The organism is Emcibacter sp., from assembly GCF_963675455.1.
Lineage (GTDB): Bacteria > Pseudomonadota > Alphaproteobacteria > Sphingomonadales > Emcibacteraceae > Emcibacter.
Genome location: NZ_OY776217.1, coordinates 3,559,479 through 3,575,686 on the forward strand (window position 1 = coordinate 3,559,479; position 16,208 = coordinate 3,575,686).

Genomic DNA, 16,208 nt, shown 5'->3' on the forward strand with positions numbered 1-16,208 from the left:
TCCGGGAAAATGTAAAAAAGGGGAAGCCCTTGCAGGCTTCCCCCAGTTTGTCTTCGGTGTCTTAGAACTTGAAGGTCATGGTGGCCAGGGTCTGGCGCGCCGTACCCAGGAAGTATCCACCCGGTGTACCACCACCGAGATAATCTTCGTTCAGCAGGTTGCTGACGTTGAGACGGAAGTCGATGGCATCCAGCCCCATAGCGCCTTCGAGGGTATAACCAACCCACATGTCAACAATGGTAAAGGACGGCAGGCGATCGAGATTGGTGACCGGCGTGCCGGCATCGTTGGAGGTAAAGTTACCCCAGCGTTTGCCCACATGCTTGGCGGAAATACCACCATTAAAGCCGTCTTTGTCATAGCTCAGGGTACCGACAAGCTGGAATTCCGGCGCCAGGGCAACCTTCACATCCGTACCTTCATATTTTGAGTCGTTGAGGGTCAGAGCGGAATAGAGTTTCCAGTTATCATTGAGCCTGATGTCAACAAAAGCCTCGATCCCTTTGGATTTCACGCCGCCGACGTTGGCATAGGTACATTCATCATCACCAAGATAATCGATGCCGCTGACGTTGTTGGAGCAGATTGCCTCAATACGGTTATCGAACTTGATGCTGTAACCGGTCAGGCTGAAGCGGATCCAGTCGTTGGAATAGCGCACACCGAGATCAATGTTATCGGCTGATTCCGGCTCAACGCTGTCGATTGACGCCTGGATCTCGGCGTTATCTGAACCGGCCAGATCGGACAGATCCTCGATTACACCGTCCTTGATGGCGGCATAGTTCTGGGAGAACCCGCCGAAGACTTCCAGTTCCTCGGTAAGGTTGTACACCGCACCGACTGAGAAGAGAACGTCGGAGTCGCTGTTTTTGCTGAAGTTGGCTTCATTGCCAAAATCGTCCTTGCGTTCGATATCGACGAAGAATTTCTTGACGCCGGCGCTCAGTTTCAGGTCGCCGATCTGGTGGCTGTCTTCCGCATACAGCAGGATGGTGTCGGTGTTGAAGGTCCGGTCATACTGACGCCAGTAAGCGGTTTCCACAAAGGCGTGGGACGCAATCGGGTTGATGATTTCATGCCAGTCGCGCCATTCGTCCCGCCTGGTGCTTTCCAGCCAAGCGCCGACACGCAGGTTATTATCCTCAACCAACTGGAATTCACCTTCAGTGGTAAAACCAAGTCGACGTTTGGCGTAGTGAGTATGGCGATAGGACATCACCGGATTACCGTCAACTTCGAATACACGCTCGGTATAGCCGCCGCCGAATACAGTGCCGTTGGCCTGCAGGTCACCGGTGCCGTCAAGGGCTACCAGATACGGCGGAGCCCAGTCGCCACGACCGTTCTGCTGATGGAAATAGGGGGTGATATGGGCACTGAAGTTTTCGCCTTCATAGGCAGCCTTCAGGTACACAAAGAAGTTTTTACGCAGGGTTGACCAGGACGGGCGGAAGTTCTGGTCGATTACCGGAATACCGGTCAGCTGGTCGGTCAGACGGTCCCAGTCAGGGTTCTCATAAAAAGAATCCAGGCTGATGCGCTGATAGTTGTCTTCGTTGGAATCGTCAAAGGAGATGCGGCCGGTCAGGGTCCAGTCTTCCAGTTCTGTAACAAACTTGGCTTCCACATGGTCCCGGTAAGTACCGCCGGCATTGCCGATCCAGGCATCGTTATCTGTGTGGGAATAGCTGACATAAGCCGTGGTATTGGCAAAAATCTCGCCGGTGTCATAGCTGACAAACATACGCTGGGCGTTATTGTCGCCATAAGAAAGACCGACCCGGAACTGTTCGTCTTCCAGCGGGTTGCGGGAAATGAAGTTCATGGTACCGCCAAGGGCTTCATGGGAGGGGGAACCAACGTCGGCAGTCCCCTGGGAAACCTCTGCACGTTCCATATTTTCGGCATCCAGGTAACGGTTGGCCTTTGAGCCGCCGCCGTAGTTGGAGTTACCGTTGGGCAGGCCGTCAACGGTGGTGCCGATCTGCTGCTGATCAAGACCAACAGAGAAACCACGCATGGTAACAGTGGTTGACCAGTCGTCAGAGCCGAAGATACCGCCTTCGCTGACCAGAACACCCGGCAGGCTGTCGATCACTGCAAGAACGCTGGAAGCAGGGGCTTTCTGGTCCAGCATGACTTTGTCGGTCGCATTGTTGGCGAAGGTTACCTTTTTACCGGTAACCATGATTTCTTCATATTCTGCTGCGTCGTCTTCGTAGACTTCTTCCTCTGCCTGAGCCGTTGCAGCTGACAGCAGTGCAATGGCACTGACACCCAGCAGCATGGATTTTCTTGAAAGCATTCTTGTCATGACTTTTCCTCTTGAACTAACAATGAATCATTTTTTATTGAATAAGTATTCAGCTTACGCCGGAGGAAACCTAGACCCGGGGAATGACTCTTTTGTGACGCTTCATTGACGGAGAGATGAAATGTGCAGATGCGAGAAACAAGAATTTCTTGCTGTGGCAAATATGTCGCACCGCAGCAATTTTATGTCAGATATGTGACGTTTGGCGGGAACCTGACGGACAGGTATTTAAAGGTGAGACCTGATCATATCGCGCACCATGGCGCGGGCTTCCGACGGGTCGGCGACCTGGTGTGACAACACCGACCGCAGCCAGTAACCGTCAATGAAGGCGGCAATCAGTTCGGCCAGGGTATCCACCCGGTTTGTCACCCCAAGCTGTTTGAGAACATGGCGGGTATTGGACAGCAGCCGGCGATTATAGATATTCTGGATGCGCTCCAGACGGTCGGAAAAGGGCACCTGGGCCCAGAAGGCGAGCCAGGCTGTCACCACTTCTGACTGGTTCTGTTCAGGCCCGAGAATGGTTTCTATCATGGCGTCCAGACGTTCTTCAGGCGTGGATGCCTCCCGCAGGTTATCGGCCAGATCCCGATGCAGGGAAAACAGGAGGTGCTGCATGGTCGCTTCCAGCAGGCTGTCCTTGCCGCCGAAATAATGGGAGATGATTCCCACGGACAGGCCGGCCGTCCGGGCAATACGGCTGACGGTGGTGTCAGCATAGCCATATTTGTTGATGGTCCGGATCGTGGCCTCAATCAACTGGGCCCTGCGAATGGGCTGCATTCCGACTTTAGGCATTCTGTTCCCGCTAGTTCTCAGCCGAAGAAACGGCTGCTTCTCCCTGTTTTGAAAAGACTAGCTGACTGACAAGATGAATGGCAAGCAGCAAATGCGCCACCGCCAGCAGCAGGAAGAAGCCGACATCATCAAGAATCCCCATCAGATAACCACACAATAACGGTCCGATAGCCGCCCCCAAACCGTTCACCAGCAGCAGGCCGGCACTGGCTGACAGCGCTGCATCCGGTGATTTGAGGTTGTTATATCCATGGGTGATACTCAGGGAATAAATCGGGAAACTCAGGCCGCCGATCAGAAAGGCACTTCCCAACAGGACCACAATATTTTCAGACTCCAGGTAAAACATACCCAGGCAGATCACAACACAGGACAGGGCAAGCCACAGCTTCAGGGAAAGATGATCCAGCCTGGCCCCGAGCAAGGCGACCGGGAACTGGGAAAACACCGCGCCTACAATGAAAGACACACAGAAAAAAGCCACCTGTTGAATTGAAAGCCCGACAGAATGGGCAAACACCGGCGCCATGCCGGCAATACAGCCAACGGACGTTCCCACAAAGAAAGAGCCGGACAGGCTCGTTGCCTTGACTTCCCGCAATTGTCCAAGACTGAAAGGTCGCATACCGGAGAAGACCGGTGACTTTAATGCCGGAACTGTTATGAAAATAATGGACAGCGTAACCATCAGGCAAACCAGATAAAAATAATCTGCCAGGTTCTGCAAATCGACAGACAGGAAAACCTGGCCCATAGCCAGTCCCGCATACCAGCACATCATATAGAGAGACAACAGAAAGCCGCGGCTTTTCCTGCAGGATTGCAGGTTCAGCCAGCTTTCGATCACCACATAGAGCCCGCCCATGGAAATCCCGTTCACGACCTGCAACAATGTCCATTCAACCGGGTTCTGACTCACGGCCAGTAAATATGCGGTCAGGACCACCAGTCCTGCGTAAAGCCGAAAGGCCCAGGCGTGGCGGAAAAAGGAAATAAACTGTGGCGCCACAAGGGTGCCCAGCAAAAATCCCACATAGAAAGCCGTCATAACGATACCGGTGACCTGGCTGTCAAAGCCATTCACCGACGCGCGATAACTTATAATAATTTCCAAAAGACCGCTGCCCACAAACAGCAACAACCCGGCCAGAAATACCGGCCAGGTCTTTTTAAGGTCTCTCAGGAATAAATACCGGATACTCTCCATGCCTGTTCCGTCATCAAATAAGTGTCCTCATATGCAATTAAACACTTTAGATGACAGAATATTTTCAGGCCAGAGTTTTTTTGAACGCTTATTTAATAAAAAGCTCTCGGGCGGGATCAGGATACGCCTTCAGTATATTCCCGCACCAGTTCGGCCGCCGCCTGGGATGCTTTGCGGGCAGCCTGCAGAGCCTCCCGGGCCACTTTCTTGGCTTCTTCCGCCTCAGCCCGTGAAACATAGGTGCTGTCGCGGTACTCCTGCATGGCTTTCTGGGACATTTCGCGGGCCTGACGAGCGGCCTGCACGGCGGCATCCACATCCTGTGTACTGACCTCCCGGGCCTGAACGGTTTGAGAGAGACCTGCCATGGTCAGAAAAATGATGGCCAGAACTGATATTTTTTTGTTGCTCATTCCCGCGGTTCCTTCTCAGAAATATAGTTAATCTTCAAGGTTCCTTGCACCCGTGATTCTCTTAACCATAGGTGATTCCGACTTAACGGGATATGAACAACAGGATCGTGTTTTATTCAAAATCCGGGCAGTTTTTACATGTTAAAATTTTAGGATTTTTGCAGATATTCTTACACCGCGGAAACCCTAACCTCTCCGCCAGTTATGGTATTTTTCCACCCATTTCAGCAACCTTTCCGGCTTGTGTTTTTTCTTCCATTCCCCGGCCACATATTTATTGGCTTCGTTCAGAGTCGGGTAAATATGGATGGTGCCGAGGATCTTGTTGAGCCCCAGCCCATGTTTCATGGCGAGGATAAATTCAGCGATCAGTTCGCTGGCATGGGCACCGACAATGGTGACACCCAGGATCCTGTCGTTACCCGGCGGTGTGAGCACCTTTACAAAACCGTGGTTCGCAGAATCGGCGATGGCCCGGTCCAGATCGTCAAGGCCGTAGCGGGTCACTTCGCAGGAAATGCCGAGCTTTGTGGCCTCTTCTTCACCAAGGCCGACACTGGCCACCTCCGGATCGGTAAAAGTCGCCCGGGGCACGATCCGGTAATCCACGGCAAATTTTCGGAAAGTCCCGAACAGGGCATTCACCGCAGCATACCAGGCCTGGTGGGCCGCCATATGGGTAAACTGGTAAGGACCGACGACGTCCCCGCAGGCGAAGATATTGGGATATTTTGTCCTCATGTATTTATCAACTTCAAGGGTCCCCTGCCGGGTAACCTCCAGGCCCAGGTGCTCCGCTCCGAGCCCGGCCACATTGGCCTTGCGACCCGTCGCCACAAGCAGTGTATCGAAGGTGACTTGCCTCTCCTGCCCGTCTTTGGCCAGAACGGCAACCTGGCCCGCCCCCCCTGACCGGAAAGATGTCACCTCATGACCGGTGAGCAATACAACACCTTCCTTTGCAAAAACTTCCGAGACAAGGCGGGCGGCTTCCTCATCCTCGTGCGGCATGATACGGGGGGCTGCTTCCACGATTGTAACTTCGCTGCCGAGCCGTCGGAAGGCCTGGGCCAGTTCACAGCCGATCGGACCGCCGCCAAGGATCAACAGCCTTTTCGGCGCGTCCTTCAATGACCACAATGTATCGGACGTCAGGTAACCGGTATCATCGATCCCCGTAATGGGCGGGACAAAAGGCTTGGCACCAGCGGCAATAATGATGTTGCGGGTGGTCAGCCTGTCGCCGTTCACCTCTACTTCCCACGGACTGATAATCCGGGCGGTACCGGTAATGCAATTCACGCCAAGTCCGGAATATCGCTCCACACTGTCATGGGGCTCGACCTGGTCAATGATTTCCTGCACCCGTTTCATAACGGCCGGAAAATCGACCTGGCCTGTCACATTCTTCAATCCGTATGTTTCGCCCTCCGACAACAGATGACCGACCCGGGCAGAACGGATCAGGGCCTTGCTGGGCACGCAACCGGTATTCAGACAGTCCCCGCCCATCCTGTGTCCCTCGATCAGGGTCACCCGCGCCTTGACCATGGCGGCGATATAGGCGCTGACCAGACCGGCCGCCCCGCCGCCGATCACAATCAGGTTATTGTCGAATGTCTTCGGCTTTGTATAGCGGCTGTACAGACGGCGGGCCTTTACCAGATTCACTATGGCCCGGGCAATCCAGGGGAAGATACCAAGCAGGACAAACGCCCCGATCAGGCCGGGTGAAAGAAGTCCCCCGACTGTTTCTATGCTGGCAAGTTCGGTGCCGGCGTTTACATAAACAAAGGTGCCGGCCAGCATGCCAACCTGACTGACCCAATAAAAGGTGACAGCCCGGATCGGTGTCAGCGCCATCACCAGGTTAATCACAAAAAAGGGAAACAGCGGCACAAGCCGCAAGGTAAACAGATAAAGGGCGCCGTCCTTGCGCACCCCGTCATTCACCGGTTCAAGATAGCGACCGAATTTTTGCTGGACCCAGTCCTGCAACAGAAAACGGGCGATCAGGAAAGCCAGGGTCGCACCGATCGTGCTGGCGAAAGACACCAGAACAAGCCCCGTCCAGAGACCGAACAGCGCCCCGCCGACCAGGGTCATCACCGCTGCTCCCGGCAGGGACAATGCCGTAACAATCACATAAATCAGGAAATAGAGGCCAGCCACCAACAGGGCATGATCTGCCTGATATTTCTGGATGGCGTCCCGGCGGCTTTCAAAAAAAGCGGGATCGATATACTGAAACAGGTCAAAGACGAAGAATGACGCTACAATGCCTGCGAGTAAAAGCGCAACAATCAGCTTTTTTGCCATTAATCCTCCCTGCGCCTTTCCGCACACTATGCACCTTCGCAACTATTGTTGCCCGGTCACTATAGGCCCTGGAGGGTACAGGTCATCTCAACAATACTCAACTGTTTGTGATCTGTAAAAAAGAGACTCTATGCTGTATCGGCAGACAGCGTTTCATCCATGACAAGGGACTGGGGAAAGATAATGGAAATTTCTGTTCCCCTGTCAGGTTCGCTATCGATTAGAAGCGTGCCGCTCTGGAGTTCCACGAATGCATTCACGAGCGGCAGACCAAGCCCTGTGCCCTGATGTTGCCGCGTAAGGTAGGACTCCACCTGACCAAAGGGTTCAAGAGCCTTTACAATGTCCTTTTCCGCCATACCGATACCCGTGTCGGTCACGACAATTCGAACACCGCCCGTTGGCAACACCTTGTGAAGCACGGTGATTTTTCCCCCTTCCTGGGTAAATTTCACCGCATTGGACAAAAGATTGGTCATGATCTGCTTCATCAGCCTCTCGTCCAGCTTCAGGGATGGGAAATGACGATCGATCTGGCAGGACACGGACAGGTTCTTTTCATTTGCCGCCTCGCGGATCAGCCGCAGGGACTGCTCGGCGATTTCATCCACCCAGACTTCCTCCAGGTGCAGGACATATTTCCCGGCCTCAATCTTGGACAGGTCCAGAATGTCATTGATAATTTCCAAGAGATGCCTGCCGCTTGAATTGATATCCTCGGCATATTCGTGCACGGTTTCCGTTTTCACGTTATGGGCGGCCTTGCCCCGGAGAATATCTGAGAAACCGATGATGGCATTTAGCGGGGTACGCAGTTCGTGCGACATCTTTGCAATAAAGGCAGTCTTGGCCTGATTGGCTTCCTTTTCCTTTTCAAGGGAGCGCATTCTCCGCTCATTTTCCTCGATGGTGTCCATCACCCGGTTGAAAATCTCGCCCAGCTCGCCGGCTTCATCGCCGGGTTCAATCTGCACCCGGCGGGAAAGGTCTGCATTACCGTCGGCCAGTTCACACATAGCCCGCTGCAAAACGCCTGTGCCGAGCGTCGCCCCGTGCTCGGATGCATTGAGGCCTTCAAGTTCATGTGCCGCCGGCACTCGGAGGCCGTTGGGATTCTGATGACTGGAAAGCAGAGATTTCAGAATGCGCAGGAAGATATAACTCGTCCCGAAAGCCCAGACAAAACAAAGCATCACGCCCAGTGCCTGAACACCGATCTGTTCCAGATGACCCGCCGCCATAAGCTTGTCGGGTTGCGCAAATACCCCCACCATGACGGTACCCCATGTTCCGGCAAAGGCATGCACGGAGATGGCCCCGACCACATCGTCCAGTTTAAAACGGTGAACCAGAAGCCGGGCGCCGTAAAAACAAACCAGACTGCTGCTGGCGCCAATCATCAGCGCCCCCCAGGTGGATACAGCATCACAGCCCGCCGTGATCCCGACCAGTCCGGCCAAGACACCGTTTATGGTCCTGAAAGGTCTGTAAATCCCCTCCTGATATCTTCCCAAAATCATCTGCACCAGCCCGCCGATGGCGCCTGCCACCAGTGTGTTCATGATGATATGGGCGAAAGCGGAAGTCCCGGCGGTCGTAGATCCCCCGTTAAATCCGATCCAGCCCACCCAGATAATCATCGCCCCCAAGGCGGAGAGAATGGCGTTGTGACCGTGAATCCGCTGGGGATTTCCCTCTTCATCAAATTTACCGATCCGCGGCCCGACAAGGATAACGGCAGCCAGCGCCGCCCAGCCGCCAACGGAGTGCACGACAGAAGAGCCGGCAAAATCAATGAAACCCATCGCCCCCAACAGAGGCTCGTTCGCAGGATCCAGCAGGTTGCCCCAGGCCCAGTGGCCGAAAACCGGATAGACAAAAGCGCCGATGAACACCGCCATCATCATGAAAACGTCCATCTTCATACGCTCGGCCACCGCGCCGGACAGCACCGTCACGGCAGTTCCGCAAAATACCACCTGAAAGACAAAAAAGGTAAAAGTCCAGTCACTGACCCGGTCAAACATCAGCAGGTCCAGTTCAAAACCGAACAGGCCGCCGACGGACGAACCGAACATAATCATGAAGCCCACGGCGCCAAATACCATGGTGGACAGGATGAAATCGGTGATATTCTTCTGGGCCACGTTAATGGAGTTTTTAGCCCGCACCATCCCGCTTTCCAGCAGCAGGAAGCCGGCCTGCATCATGAACACAAGCCCAGCCGCCGTCATGGTCCAGACATGGTCCAGATTGTTTTGCAGGGCAAAACGCTGCGCTGGTTCTGCCCAGGATATGGTGGGAAACAACAAAACTATAAACAAAGGGAACAGGTATCTTATACTCTTATACACTCTGGCCATCACATTCTCCTGTGCACAGGCGTCCCTCGAACCCGTGCGACAATATTATGTGATCAATTTACAAGAGCAGTTCCTAACGTTTTATGAATATAACACCCGACGTTTTATATTGTTTTATTATTATAATTTAATAAGTTACCGCAAGTGCGAAGAAAGTCAGAAATTATACCTGAGACCGGCATATATATTGCTGTTGTCCTGGAACTGCCCAAAGAAAGTATAATTCTCCGCCCCGTAAAACAGGTTGCCGCCACCTTCCACTTCCATATTGTCGGTGATCTTGTATGACACATTGAAGCGCAGATAACCGTCCTTGTCGGAAGGGGACCAGAAATTAAACAGGGAGACGGTCATGGTCTGCTGCTTCAGAAGCTTGGTCAGGCGCAGGGTGATCAGATGGCGGTTCTCGTCATCAATGATGGCGCCCGGCGGCAGGCTGGCGAAATAGCTGTCATAGTCCAGCTTGCGTTCCAGGTAATATTGCACTGCGGCCGTCAATTCTGTGGCGATTTCCTGCTCATACCCGGCAAGAAACCGGAATTCGCTGTTGCGGACAAGTGGATTGGAACCGGATCCCGCCGCGCTCTTGTAGTAACCGGCTTCCACATTGGCGATCCCCCTGGCCACCGGACCGCGCACACTGGCGCCGAAGACCTGCAGTTTCGGGAAGATGACATTGCCGGTCAGCATGTTCTGGCCGCCCGGGCTTTTCCAGTAACCGTTATAATAATAAAGCGCGGTCTCGAACGCCCCGAAGGACCGGTACAGACGCATCGCCAGTTCATCGTCGCTGAACCAGTCATCGGGAAGGTCCGCGCTGACAATATTTTCCCGTCCCCGCAAATCATTCATGCCCCGGTCAAAGAAAGAAATCCGGTGCCCGTCAATATAGCGGTCATGGTCAAATCGCGGGGTGTAGATCACATCCAGGTTGAAGCTTCCGAAGAAGAACGCCGTTTTCAGAGCATCGGACGGGGCCTTTAGATATTCATCATCCCGGCCAATGAAAAAGCTGTTCCAGTCCTTGGGAAACAGGTCGTTGATAAAAATCATGTCGCCGGTGCCCCAGGTCAGGATCTGCCGCCCGGCCCTTACATCCATAAAATCCAGCGGACTGAAGGTCACACTGGCTTCACGCAGGTCAATCAGCCCCTTGCCGCTTTCCAGGTCCACCCCGTAATCATCAGCCACCGGATCCAGAAGAAAATCCGTAGTCAGGTTAAAAGTGAAGATATCTACAGGTTTCTCGATATTCACCTGCAGACGGGTTTCGCCGATGCTGGCGGATTTTTCATGATCGTCAGACTGGGTGCGAATACCGACACGCCCCTCCAGGAAACCGGTCAGGTCAAAGGGAAGGCCGCGCTTCTCCTTTTCCTTTCTAACCTCTGCCTCTTTGTCTTCGGTTCCAAGCCCCATCAGTCCTTCAGGCAGCTTGATTTCCTGGGCGGAAGCCACATGTGCCCCTGCCCCCAACCAACAGACCAGACCTGTGGCGATAAGTGCGGCGGATGTTTTCATCATTTCACTTTTATTGTTATTTCAGGTATTTGCGCGGTGCCTTCCTTAGATATCTCTCGGTAAAGATATCCTCCGGCAGACCCACATCATATTTGACATCACTATAGCTCATGGTGGTCTTGCCACCACCGGTATTGTCGCTCATCTGAGAGGCAGTTACCGTCGGATGTCCATCCACCATTTCCACTTTCAGGGCCGCATAGGTGCGATAATTCCGGTCGTTCCCATCAAAATATTCGGTTTTGACCGGCAGGAAGGTACTTTTGTGAATCCAGTTCTTATAATAGGCAAACTCGGTCTTGCCTTTGTCCCTGGGTACGCTTTTGATCACATAGAGTTCGTCGGTTTCCTCGACCAGTTCATGGGTGTCTTCGTCGATACCGCGACCGGAGACATCCTCATAGAAGAAGTGGGAGCCGACAAAGCTGGTCCGTTCGTCACTGGCCGCAATACGCTTGACCAGATCCAGGGCCGGCAGATAAAGCCAGCGGTCGTCATCCCGGTCAATATTTTTCCAGACCATAAAGGCCATTTTCTTCACATCGGCCGGTTTGTTGAAATAGACGTAGAATTTCTGGCCGGCATCTTCCTCGCCGTCATCCCGGCGCAGGATGACAAACTGTCGATTACGGCTGCGGCCCTGATCGTCGAGGATTTCCATATCCACCATCGCCCGGCCGTCAGTTCCCTTGTAATAGGAGGCATGGTTGGCTTTTTTAACAATTTCCATCACATCCTGTGCCAGTGCGGCACCGGCCGCAAAAAAACTGGCGAAGATGATGGCAGTAAAGAGCTTTTTCATACCCTGACCTTTCTTTATTTCTTGAATAACAGGTTTTCCATCGGCCGGATCAACGCCGGCAGGATGGTCAATGTGGCAACACCGGCCAAAACCAGGATGGCGGAAATGAAAGTTCCGACCGTCTGGTAGGGCACCAGAGGCGCCGCCAGCAGCGGCATAAAGCCGATACCCACCACAATCACGTTGCGGGTGATGGCCCGGGCCGGTTCGCCGAACACCGCGGTGGCCGTACTCTTCCAGTCCGGATAATCTTTTCTCATCTCCCGGGCGCGAGCCAGGAAGTGAATGGCATAGTCCACTGCCAGACCAAGGCTGAGAGAGGAGAGAACCGCTACCGGCATATCATAATCCTTGCCGATCAGGCCGATAATGCCATAAATCATACCGATGGTGAAGGTGAGCGGCACCATGGCCAGCGCACCCCACAGGAAACTGCGGAACAGGAAGATCATCATCACCAGCACAATCAGGAAGCTGCCGATGAAAGCTTCTGCCATACCGCTGACCATTTTGTCCTGCCAGATCATGTTGATATAGGTAAGGCCGAACCATTGCGGTTTGATGTCCATCGGTGCGGGATGGGCGACAAAATATTCGTCAACCATGGCCACAAGGCGAGACATATCAATATTGTCGCCACTTTTCAGCTGCAGCCACAAGGTCGCCTTTTTATAATCCGGCGTGACAAAATGCCAAAGATCCTGCGGCCGGTGACCGCCCTGGAAAGTGATCAGGGTCTGGGCGACCGCCGCAGCGCTGTCGGGAATGCGATAGGCTTCCGGATCGCCGGCAAACAGTTCCCGGTGCACAGTTTTCACCGCATCGGTCACCGCACTGCTTTTGCCGACCATGCCGCTTTCCACCAGATAGTCCTGGAGACGGCTCATATAGTTGAGCACATCCGGGTTTTTGAACACTTCGCCTTCGTTTCTCAGGCCCTCAACAAAGGTGAGCGCATCATCCCAGGCGTCCCATTCCTCGTCAGGAACATTGTCCATTTCGGTTTCAATCTTTTCCGACAGGGCGAAAATCAGGGTCGGCTTGTCACCGGCGTCTGCCACCAGGGCATCCACCTGTGGCGCCAGCCACTGCAGGGGTTTCATCGCGCTGGACGACAGGCGCTCTTTCAGACCGGATGCATAGCTTTCAAGGCTCTGGTCAACCTGCGGGCTTTCCAGCTTGAGATAAGCCATATAGGTACCGGAGAAGCGGGCGTTGAGTTCCTTGTCGGCGATCCGGATTTCATGATCCGGTGCAAACCATTTTACCGGGTTGTCATTGATCACGATATGGTTGATGCCGTACCAGGCGACAAAACCGAGCAGGAAAACCCCTGCGATAATCAATTTGTTATAATTGAAGGTCCAGCGCCCCATCACCGTCAGGAAACGGGCCATCGGGGCACGATCATCAGCTTCCTTGTGGTCCATACCGAAATCGGTAAAGCTTTCCTCTTTCATCAGCATGATATAGGCCGGGATCAGGGTCACGGTGAAGAACCAGGCGAGGATCACACCGATGGACACAAAAATTCCGAACACCTGCACCGGTGGAATGGGGGTGAAGGCCAGCGAGGCAAAACCGACCGCCGTGGTCAGGGTGGTATACAGCATCGGTTTGCTGAGTTCGTCCATCACATGGCGGATGGTGGTCAACCGGTCCTTGTATTTTGGATAACGGTCATAAAAGTCCGACAGGATATGAATGGCGTCCAGCACCGCAATCGGCATGATAAAGATGGGAATCATGCTGCTCATGATGTGCACCGTATTACCGGTAATCACCAGCAGGCCCATGGTCACGATCACCGATGCCATAGCTACAATCATCGGTGATATGACAAGATTAAGTTTCTTGAAGAAATACCACAGCAGCAGGAACACCAGAAGCATGGCCATAGGGGCGGAAATAGCCATCTGCTTGAACATTTCCACACCAAACACATCCTGGGCCACCGGCATACCAGTGATGTGATATTCGTCACTGGAATCATACTGTGCGATATGTTCGCGCAGCTTTTCCACCACATTGTAGCTGATATTTTTGGCGGTAATGGGCAGGTAAATGGCCACAGCCTTGCCGTCGTCGGACACAATGGTACCGTTGAGCATCGGCAGGTTACGGGCCTTGTTACGGATCTCCAGCGCCTCCTCGTCAGAGGCCGGAGGTTTGTTCATCAGCCATTCAAAACGGACCGACCCGACGCCGCCGGGTTCAATATTGTCCACCGTCGACGGCGCCATCACATCTGCGGCGATCACACCCTGGCTATTTCCGTCCTTGTCGGTCCACTGGATATTCTTGGCAAACAGGGTCAGGTCATGGATGTCCGCAAGGGAGCCCTTGTTAAAGACGCCCTGGGGATGAGTCTTGTTGACCACCCCGACCACGACCATATCATAAAGGGAGAATTCCTTTTTCTGGGCATTATGAAAAACCCTTACCGGTTCGTCCGCAGACAGCATATTTTCCGGGTCCGTATCAATTTTCAACGGACTCAACATGCCGAAAGAAGAAGGCCAGAAGGTGGGCAGCACCACCAACACGATCATCAGGGCGCTGACAAGGCCCGTCAGCCAGAAGAAGGTTTTCGGTGTCTTGCTGGCCTTTTCCGAAAGGGCAATCATGGATCTCTCCCAAAATCTTGCTTGTTATTATTGGTGTCTTTTGCGTACGGGTCGGCTCAGTTAAACGCCTGCCCCGGTTTTACACCCAGTTTCTTCAGAATGATCGCCAGGGGACAAAAGCCCGTAAAAGAGGCCTGGAACATATTCAGGCCGACAAATATCGGCAGGGCGATCCAATATGGATGTACATAGTGCGCCAAGGCAACACCCACGAGAACCATAATACCGGCAAAAGCCATTACTACACGATCGATAGACATGGTAATTCTCCTAAAATCCTTCTATAATTCTCTATAACCTACAAAAACTTCGGGGAATTTGATCCCGATCAATTCACAAAAGAAAACTGTAAATAACAATCTGGGTACTGGTGAGTTCAAAGTCAAGTGTACGCGTTTTTTAACGTTTTGGGTACCGTTGACATGCATCAAAGTAATCGCGCCAGTCTATGTTAAGAGTAATATATATATAACAGCTGTTTTGTGTTATTAGCTTAAGAACCTAAATCCAGGGAAGGCAAAGTCAAAAGGAAAATACAATGGCAAAAGTACTAATCATCGGCGCAGGGCTCGGCGGCATGCCGGCTGCTTATGAAATCAGGGAAGAGCTGGACAAAAGTCATGAAGTAATCATGATCAATGAAAGCCCGCAGTTCAGGTTCGTCCCGTCCAATCCCTGGATTGCTGTGGGCTGGCGGCAGGCAGACGAGGTTGCCTTTGACGCCGAGCCTTATCTGGCAAAAAAGAATATCGGATTTATCGCCGAGCGCGTCACCAAAATCGACCCGGACGCCAAACAGGTCACTCTCGCCTCCGGCGACAATCTGGATTATGATTATCTTGTCATCACCACCGGCCCGAAACTGGCCTGGGGGAATATCCCCGGTGCCGGCCCGGAAGGATTCACCCAGTCCGTCTGCACCCTGCCCCACGCCGAAAAGGCCTATGAGGATTTCAAGAAACTGGTGGAAAACCCCGGTCCGGTCATTGTCGGGGCCTTTCAGGGCGCCAGCTGTTTCGGCCCGGCCTATGAATATGCCCTGATCCTGGACAAGGCGCTGAAAGATCACAAAATCCGCCACAAAGTGCCGATGACCTATGTAACCAGCGAACCCTACATCGGGCACCTTGGTCTCGGTGGTGTCGGCGATTCAAAGGCTATGCTGGAAAGTGAACTGCGCTCCAAGGACATAAAATGGATCTGCAATGCCAGCGTCAAGGAAGTGAAAGACGGCACTTTCATGGTCGATGAATACAACCAGAACAAGGAAGTGGTGCGTTCCCATGAGGTGCCTTTCCATCACGCCATGATGATCCCGCCATTCTCAGGCGTGGATGCGGTCGCCTCGGTTGAGGGACTTTGCAATCCCAAGGGTTTTGTCCTGATCGATAAATACCAGCGCAATCCCAAATGGTCGAATATCTATTCCGCCGGGGTCTGTGTCGCCATTCCGCCGGTAGAAGATACGCCAGTACCGACCGGCACACCAAAAACCGGTTATATGATTGAATCCATGGTGACGGCCATCGCCCACAATATTGCGGCCGACCTCGCCGGCAAGAAACCCTATGCAAAAGCCACCTGGAATGCCATCTGTCTGGCAGATATGGGCGATTCCGGCATTGCCTTTGTCGCCATGCCGCAGATTCCGCCCCGCAATGTGACCTGGTTCAAAAAAGGGAAATGGGTCCATCTGGCTAAAATCGGTTTCGAGAAATATTTCATCAACAAGATGAAAAAAGGCACCAGCGAACCGATCTATGAAAAATATATCCTCAAGATGTTCGGCATCGAAAAACTGGAAGACTGACACCACAGAAATCTGGAAAAGCCCCCCG

At 53.1% G+C, this 16,208-nt stretch carries 11 protein-coding genes; 1 reads left to right on the forward strand and 10 read right to left on the reverse strand.

Annotated elements, in window-relative coordinates; translation table 11 throughout:
• Positions 1 to 61: 61 nt before the first annotated feature.
• The 10 genes from ACORNT_RS16635 to ACORNT_RS16680 all read right to left on the reverse strand — a co-directional run bounded on the left by ACORNT_RS16635 (position 62) and on the right by ACORNT_RS16680 (position 14,630).
• A complete protein-coding gene (locus ACORNT_RS16635) occupies positions 62 to 2,317 on the reverse strand; it encodes a TonB-dependent receptor (protein ID WP_321393489.1) in 2,256 nt (751 codons plus the stop codon).
• Between the two features lie 228 nt (positions 2,318 to 2,545).
• A complete protein-coding gene (gene betI, locus ACORNT_RS16640; RefSeq protein ID WP_321393492.1) occupies positions 2,546 to 3,118 on the reverse strand; it encodes a choline-responsive transcriptional repressor BetI in 573 nt (190 codons plus the stop codon).
• A 10-nt stretch (positions 3,119 to 3,128) separates the two neighbouring features.
• Positions 3,129 to 4,325: an MFS transporter gene (locus ACORNT_RS16645; RefSeq protein ID WP_321393494.1), complete on the reverse strand. Its 1,197-nt coding sequence runs from the start codon at positions 4,323 to 4,325 to the stop codon at positions 3,129 to 3,131.
• A 116-nt stretch (positions 4,326 to 4,441) separates the two neighbouring features.
• Entirely contained in the window at positions 4,442 to 4,738 is a 297-nt protein-coding gene (locus ACORNT_RS16650; RefSeq protein ID WP_321393497.1) for a hypothetical protein, read from the reverse strand.
• Between the two features lie 186 nt (positions 4,739 to 4,924).
• Positions 4,925 to 7,057, reverse strand: a complete 2,133-nt coding sequence (locus tag ACORNT_RS16655; RefSeq protein WP_321393499.1) for an FAD-dependent oxidoreductase — start codon at positions 7,055 to 7,057, stop codon at positions 4,925 to 4,927.
• Positions 7,058 to 7,185: 128 nt separating this feature from the next.
• On the reverse strand, positions 7,186 to 9,420 hold the full coding sequence (gene amt / locus ACORNT_RS16660) for an ammonium transporter (protein WP_321393502.1): 2,235 nt from the start codon (positions 9,418 to 9,420) through the stop codon (positions 7,186 to 7,188).
• A gap of 156 nt (positions 9,421 to 9,576) precedes the next feature.
• A complete protein-coding gene (locus tag ACORNT_RS16665) occupies positions 9,577 to 10,944 on the reverse strand; it encodes a hypothetical protein (protein ID WP_321393505.1) in 1,368 nt (455 codons plus the stop codon).
• A 13-nt stretch (positions 10,945 to 10,957) separates the two neighbouring features.
• The gene (locus ACORNT_RS16670) at positions 10,958 to 11,743 is read right to left on the reverse strand and encodes an outer membrane lipoprotein-sorting protein (protein WP_321393508.1); all 786 of its coding nucleotides are present in this window, start codon (positions 11,741 to 11,743) and stop codon (positions 10,958 to 10,960) included.
• A gap of 14 nt (positions 11,744 to 11,757) precedes the next feature.
• Positions 11,758 to 14,370: an efflux RND transporter permease subunit gene (locus ACORNT_RS16675; RefSeq protein WP_321393511.1), complete on the reverse strand. Its 2,613-nt coding sequence runs from the start codon at positions 14,368 to 14,370 to the stop codon at positions 11,758 to 11,760.
• A 56-nt stretch (positions 14,371 to 14,426) separates the two neighbouring features.
• Positions 14,427 to 14,630: a DUF2892 domain-containing protein gene (locus tag ACORNT_RS16680; RefSeq protein WP_321393514.1), complete on the reverse strand. Its 204-nt coding sequence runs from the start codon at positions 14,628 to 14,630 to the stop codon at positions 14,427 to 14,429.
• Positions 14,631 to 14,908: 278 nt separating this feature from the next.
• Between ACORNT_RS16680 and ACORNT_RS16685 the strand changes: the two genes are divergently transcribed.
• Complete coding sequence (locus ACORNT_RS16685) at positions 14,909 to 16,180, forward strand: FAD/NAD(P)-binding oxidoreductase (RefSeq protein ID WP_321393517.1); 1,272 nt, start codon at positions 14,909 to 14,911, stop codon at positions 16,178 to 16,180.
• The last annotated feature ends 28 nt before the right edge of the window (positions 16,181 to 16,208 follow it).

Coding starts and splice junctions, on each gene's coding strand:
- ACORNT_RS16635 (WP_321393489.1), bottom strand. CDS start 2,317: ATGACAAGAATGCTTTCAAGAAAATCCATGCTGCTGGGTGTCAGTGCC.
- betI (WP_321393492.1), bottom strand. CDS start 3,118: ATGCCTAAAGTCGGAATGCAGCCCATTCGCAGGGCCCAGTTGATTGAG.
- ACORNT_RS16645 (WP_321393494.1), bottom strand. CDS start 4,325: ATGGAGAGTATCCGGTATTTATTCCTGAGAGACCTTAAAAAGACCTGG.
- ACORNT_RS16650 (WP_321393497.1), bottom strand. CDS start 4,738: ATGAGCAACAAAAAAATATCAGTTCTGGCCATCATTTTTCTGACCATG.
- ACORNT_RS16655 (WP_321393499.1), bottom strand. CDS start 7,057: ATGGCAAAAAAGCTGATTGTTGCGCTTTTACTCGCAGGCATTGTAGCG.
- amt (WP_321393502.1), bottom strand. CDS start 9,420: ATGGCCAGAGTGTATAAGAGTATAAGATACCTGTTCCCTTTGTTTATA.
- ACORNT_RS16665 (WP_321393505.1), bottom strand. CDS start 10,944: ATGATGAAAACATCCGCCGCACTTATCGCCACAGGTCTGGTCTGTTGG.
- ACORNT_RS16670 (WP_321393508.1), bottom strand. CDS start 11,743: ATGAAAAAGCTCTTTACTGCCATCATCTTCGCCAGTTTTTTTGCGGCC.
- ACORNT_RS16675 (WP_321393511.1), bottom strand. CDS start 14,370: ATGATTGCCCTTTCGGAAAAGGCCAGCAAGACACCGAAAACCTTCTTC.
- ACORNT_RS16680 (WP_321393514.1), bottom strand. CDS start 14,630: ATGTCTATCGATCGTGTAGTAATGGCTTTTGCCGGTATTATGGTTCTC.
- ACORNT_RS16685 (WP_321393517.1), top strand. CDS start 14,909: ATGGCAAAAGTACTAATCATCGGCGCAGGGCTCGGCGGCATGCCGGCT.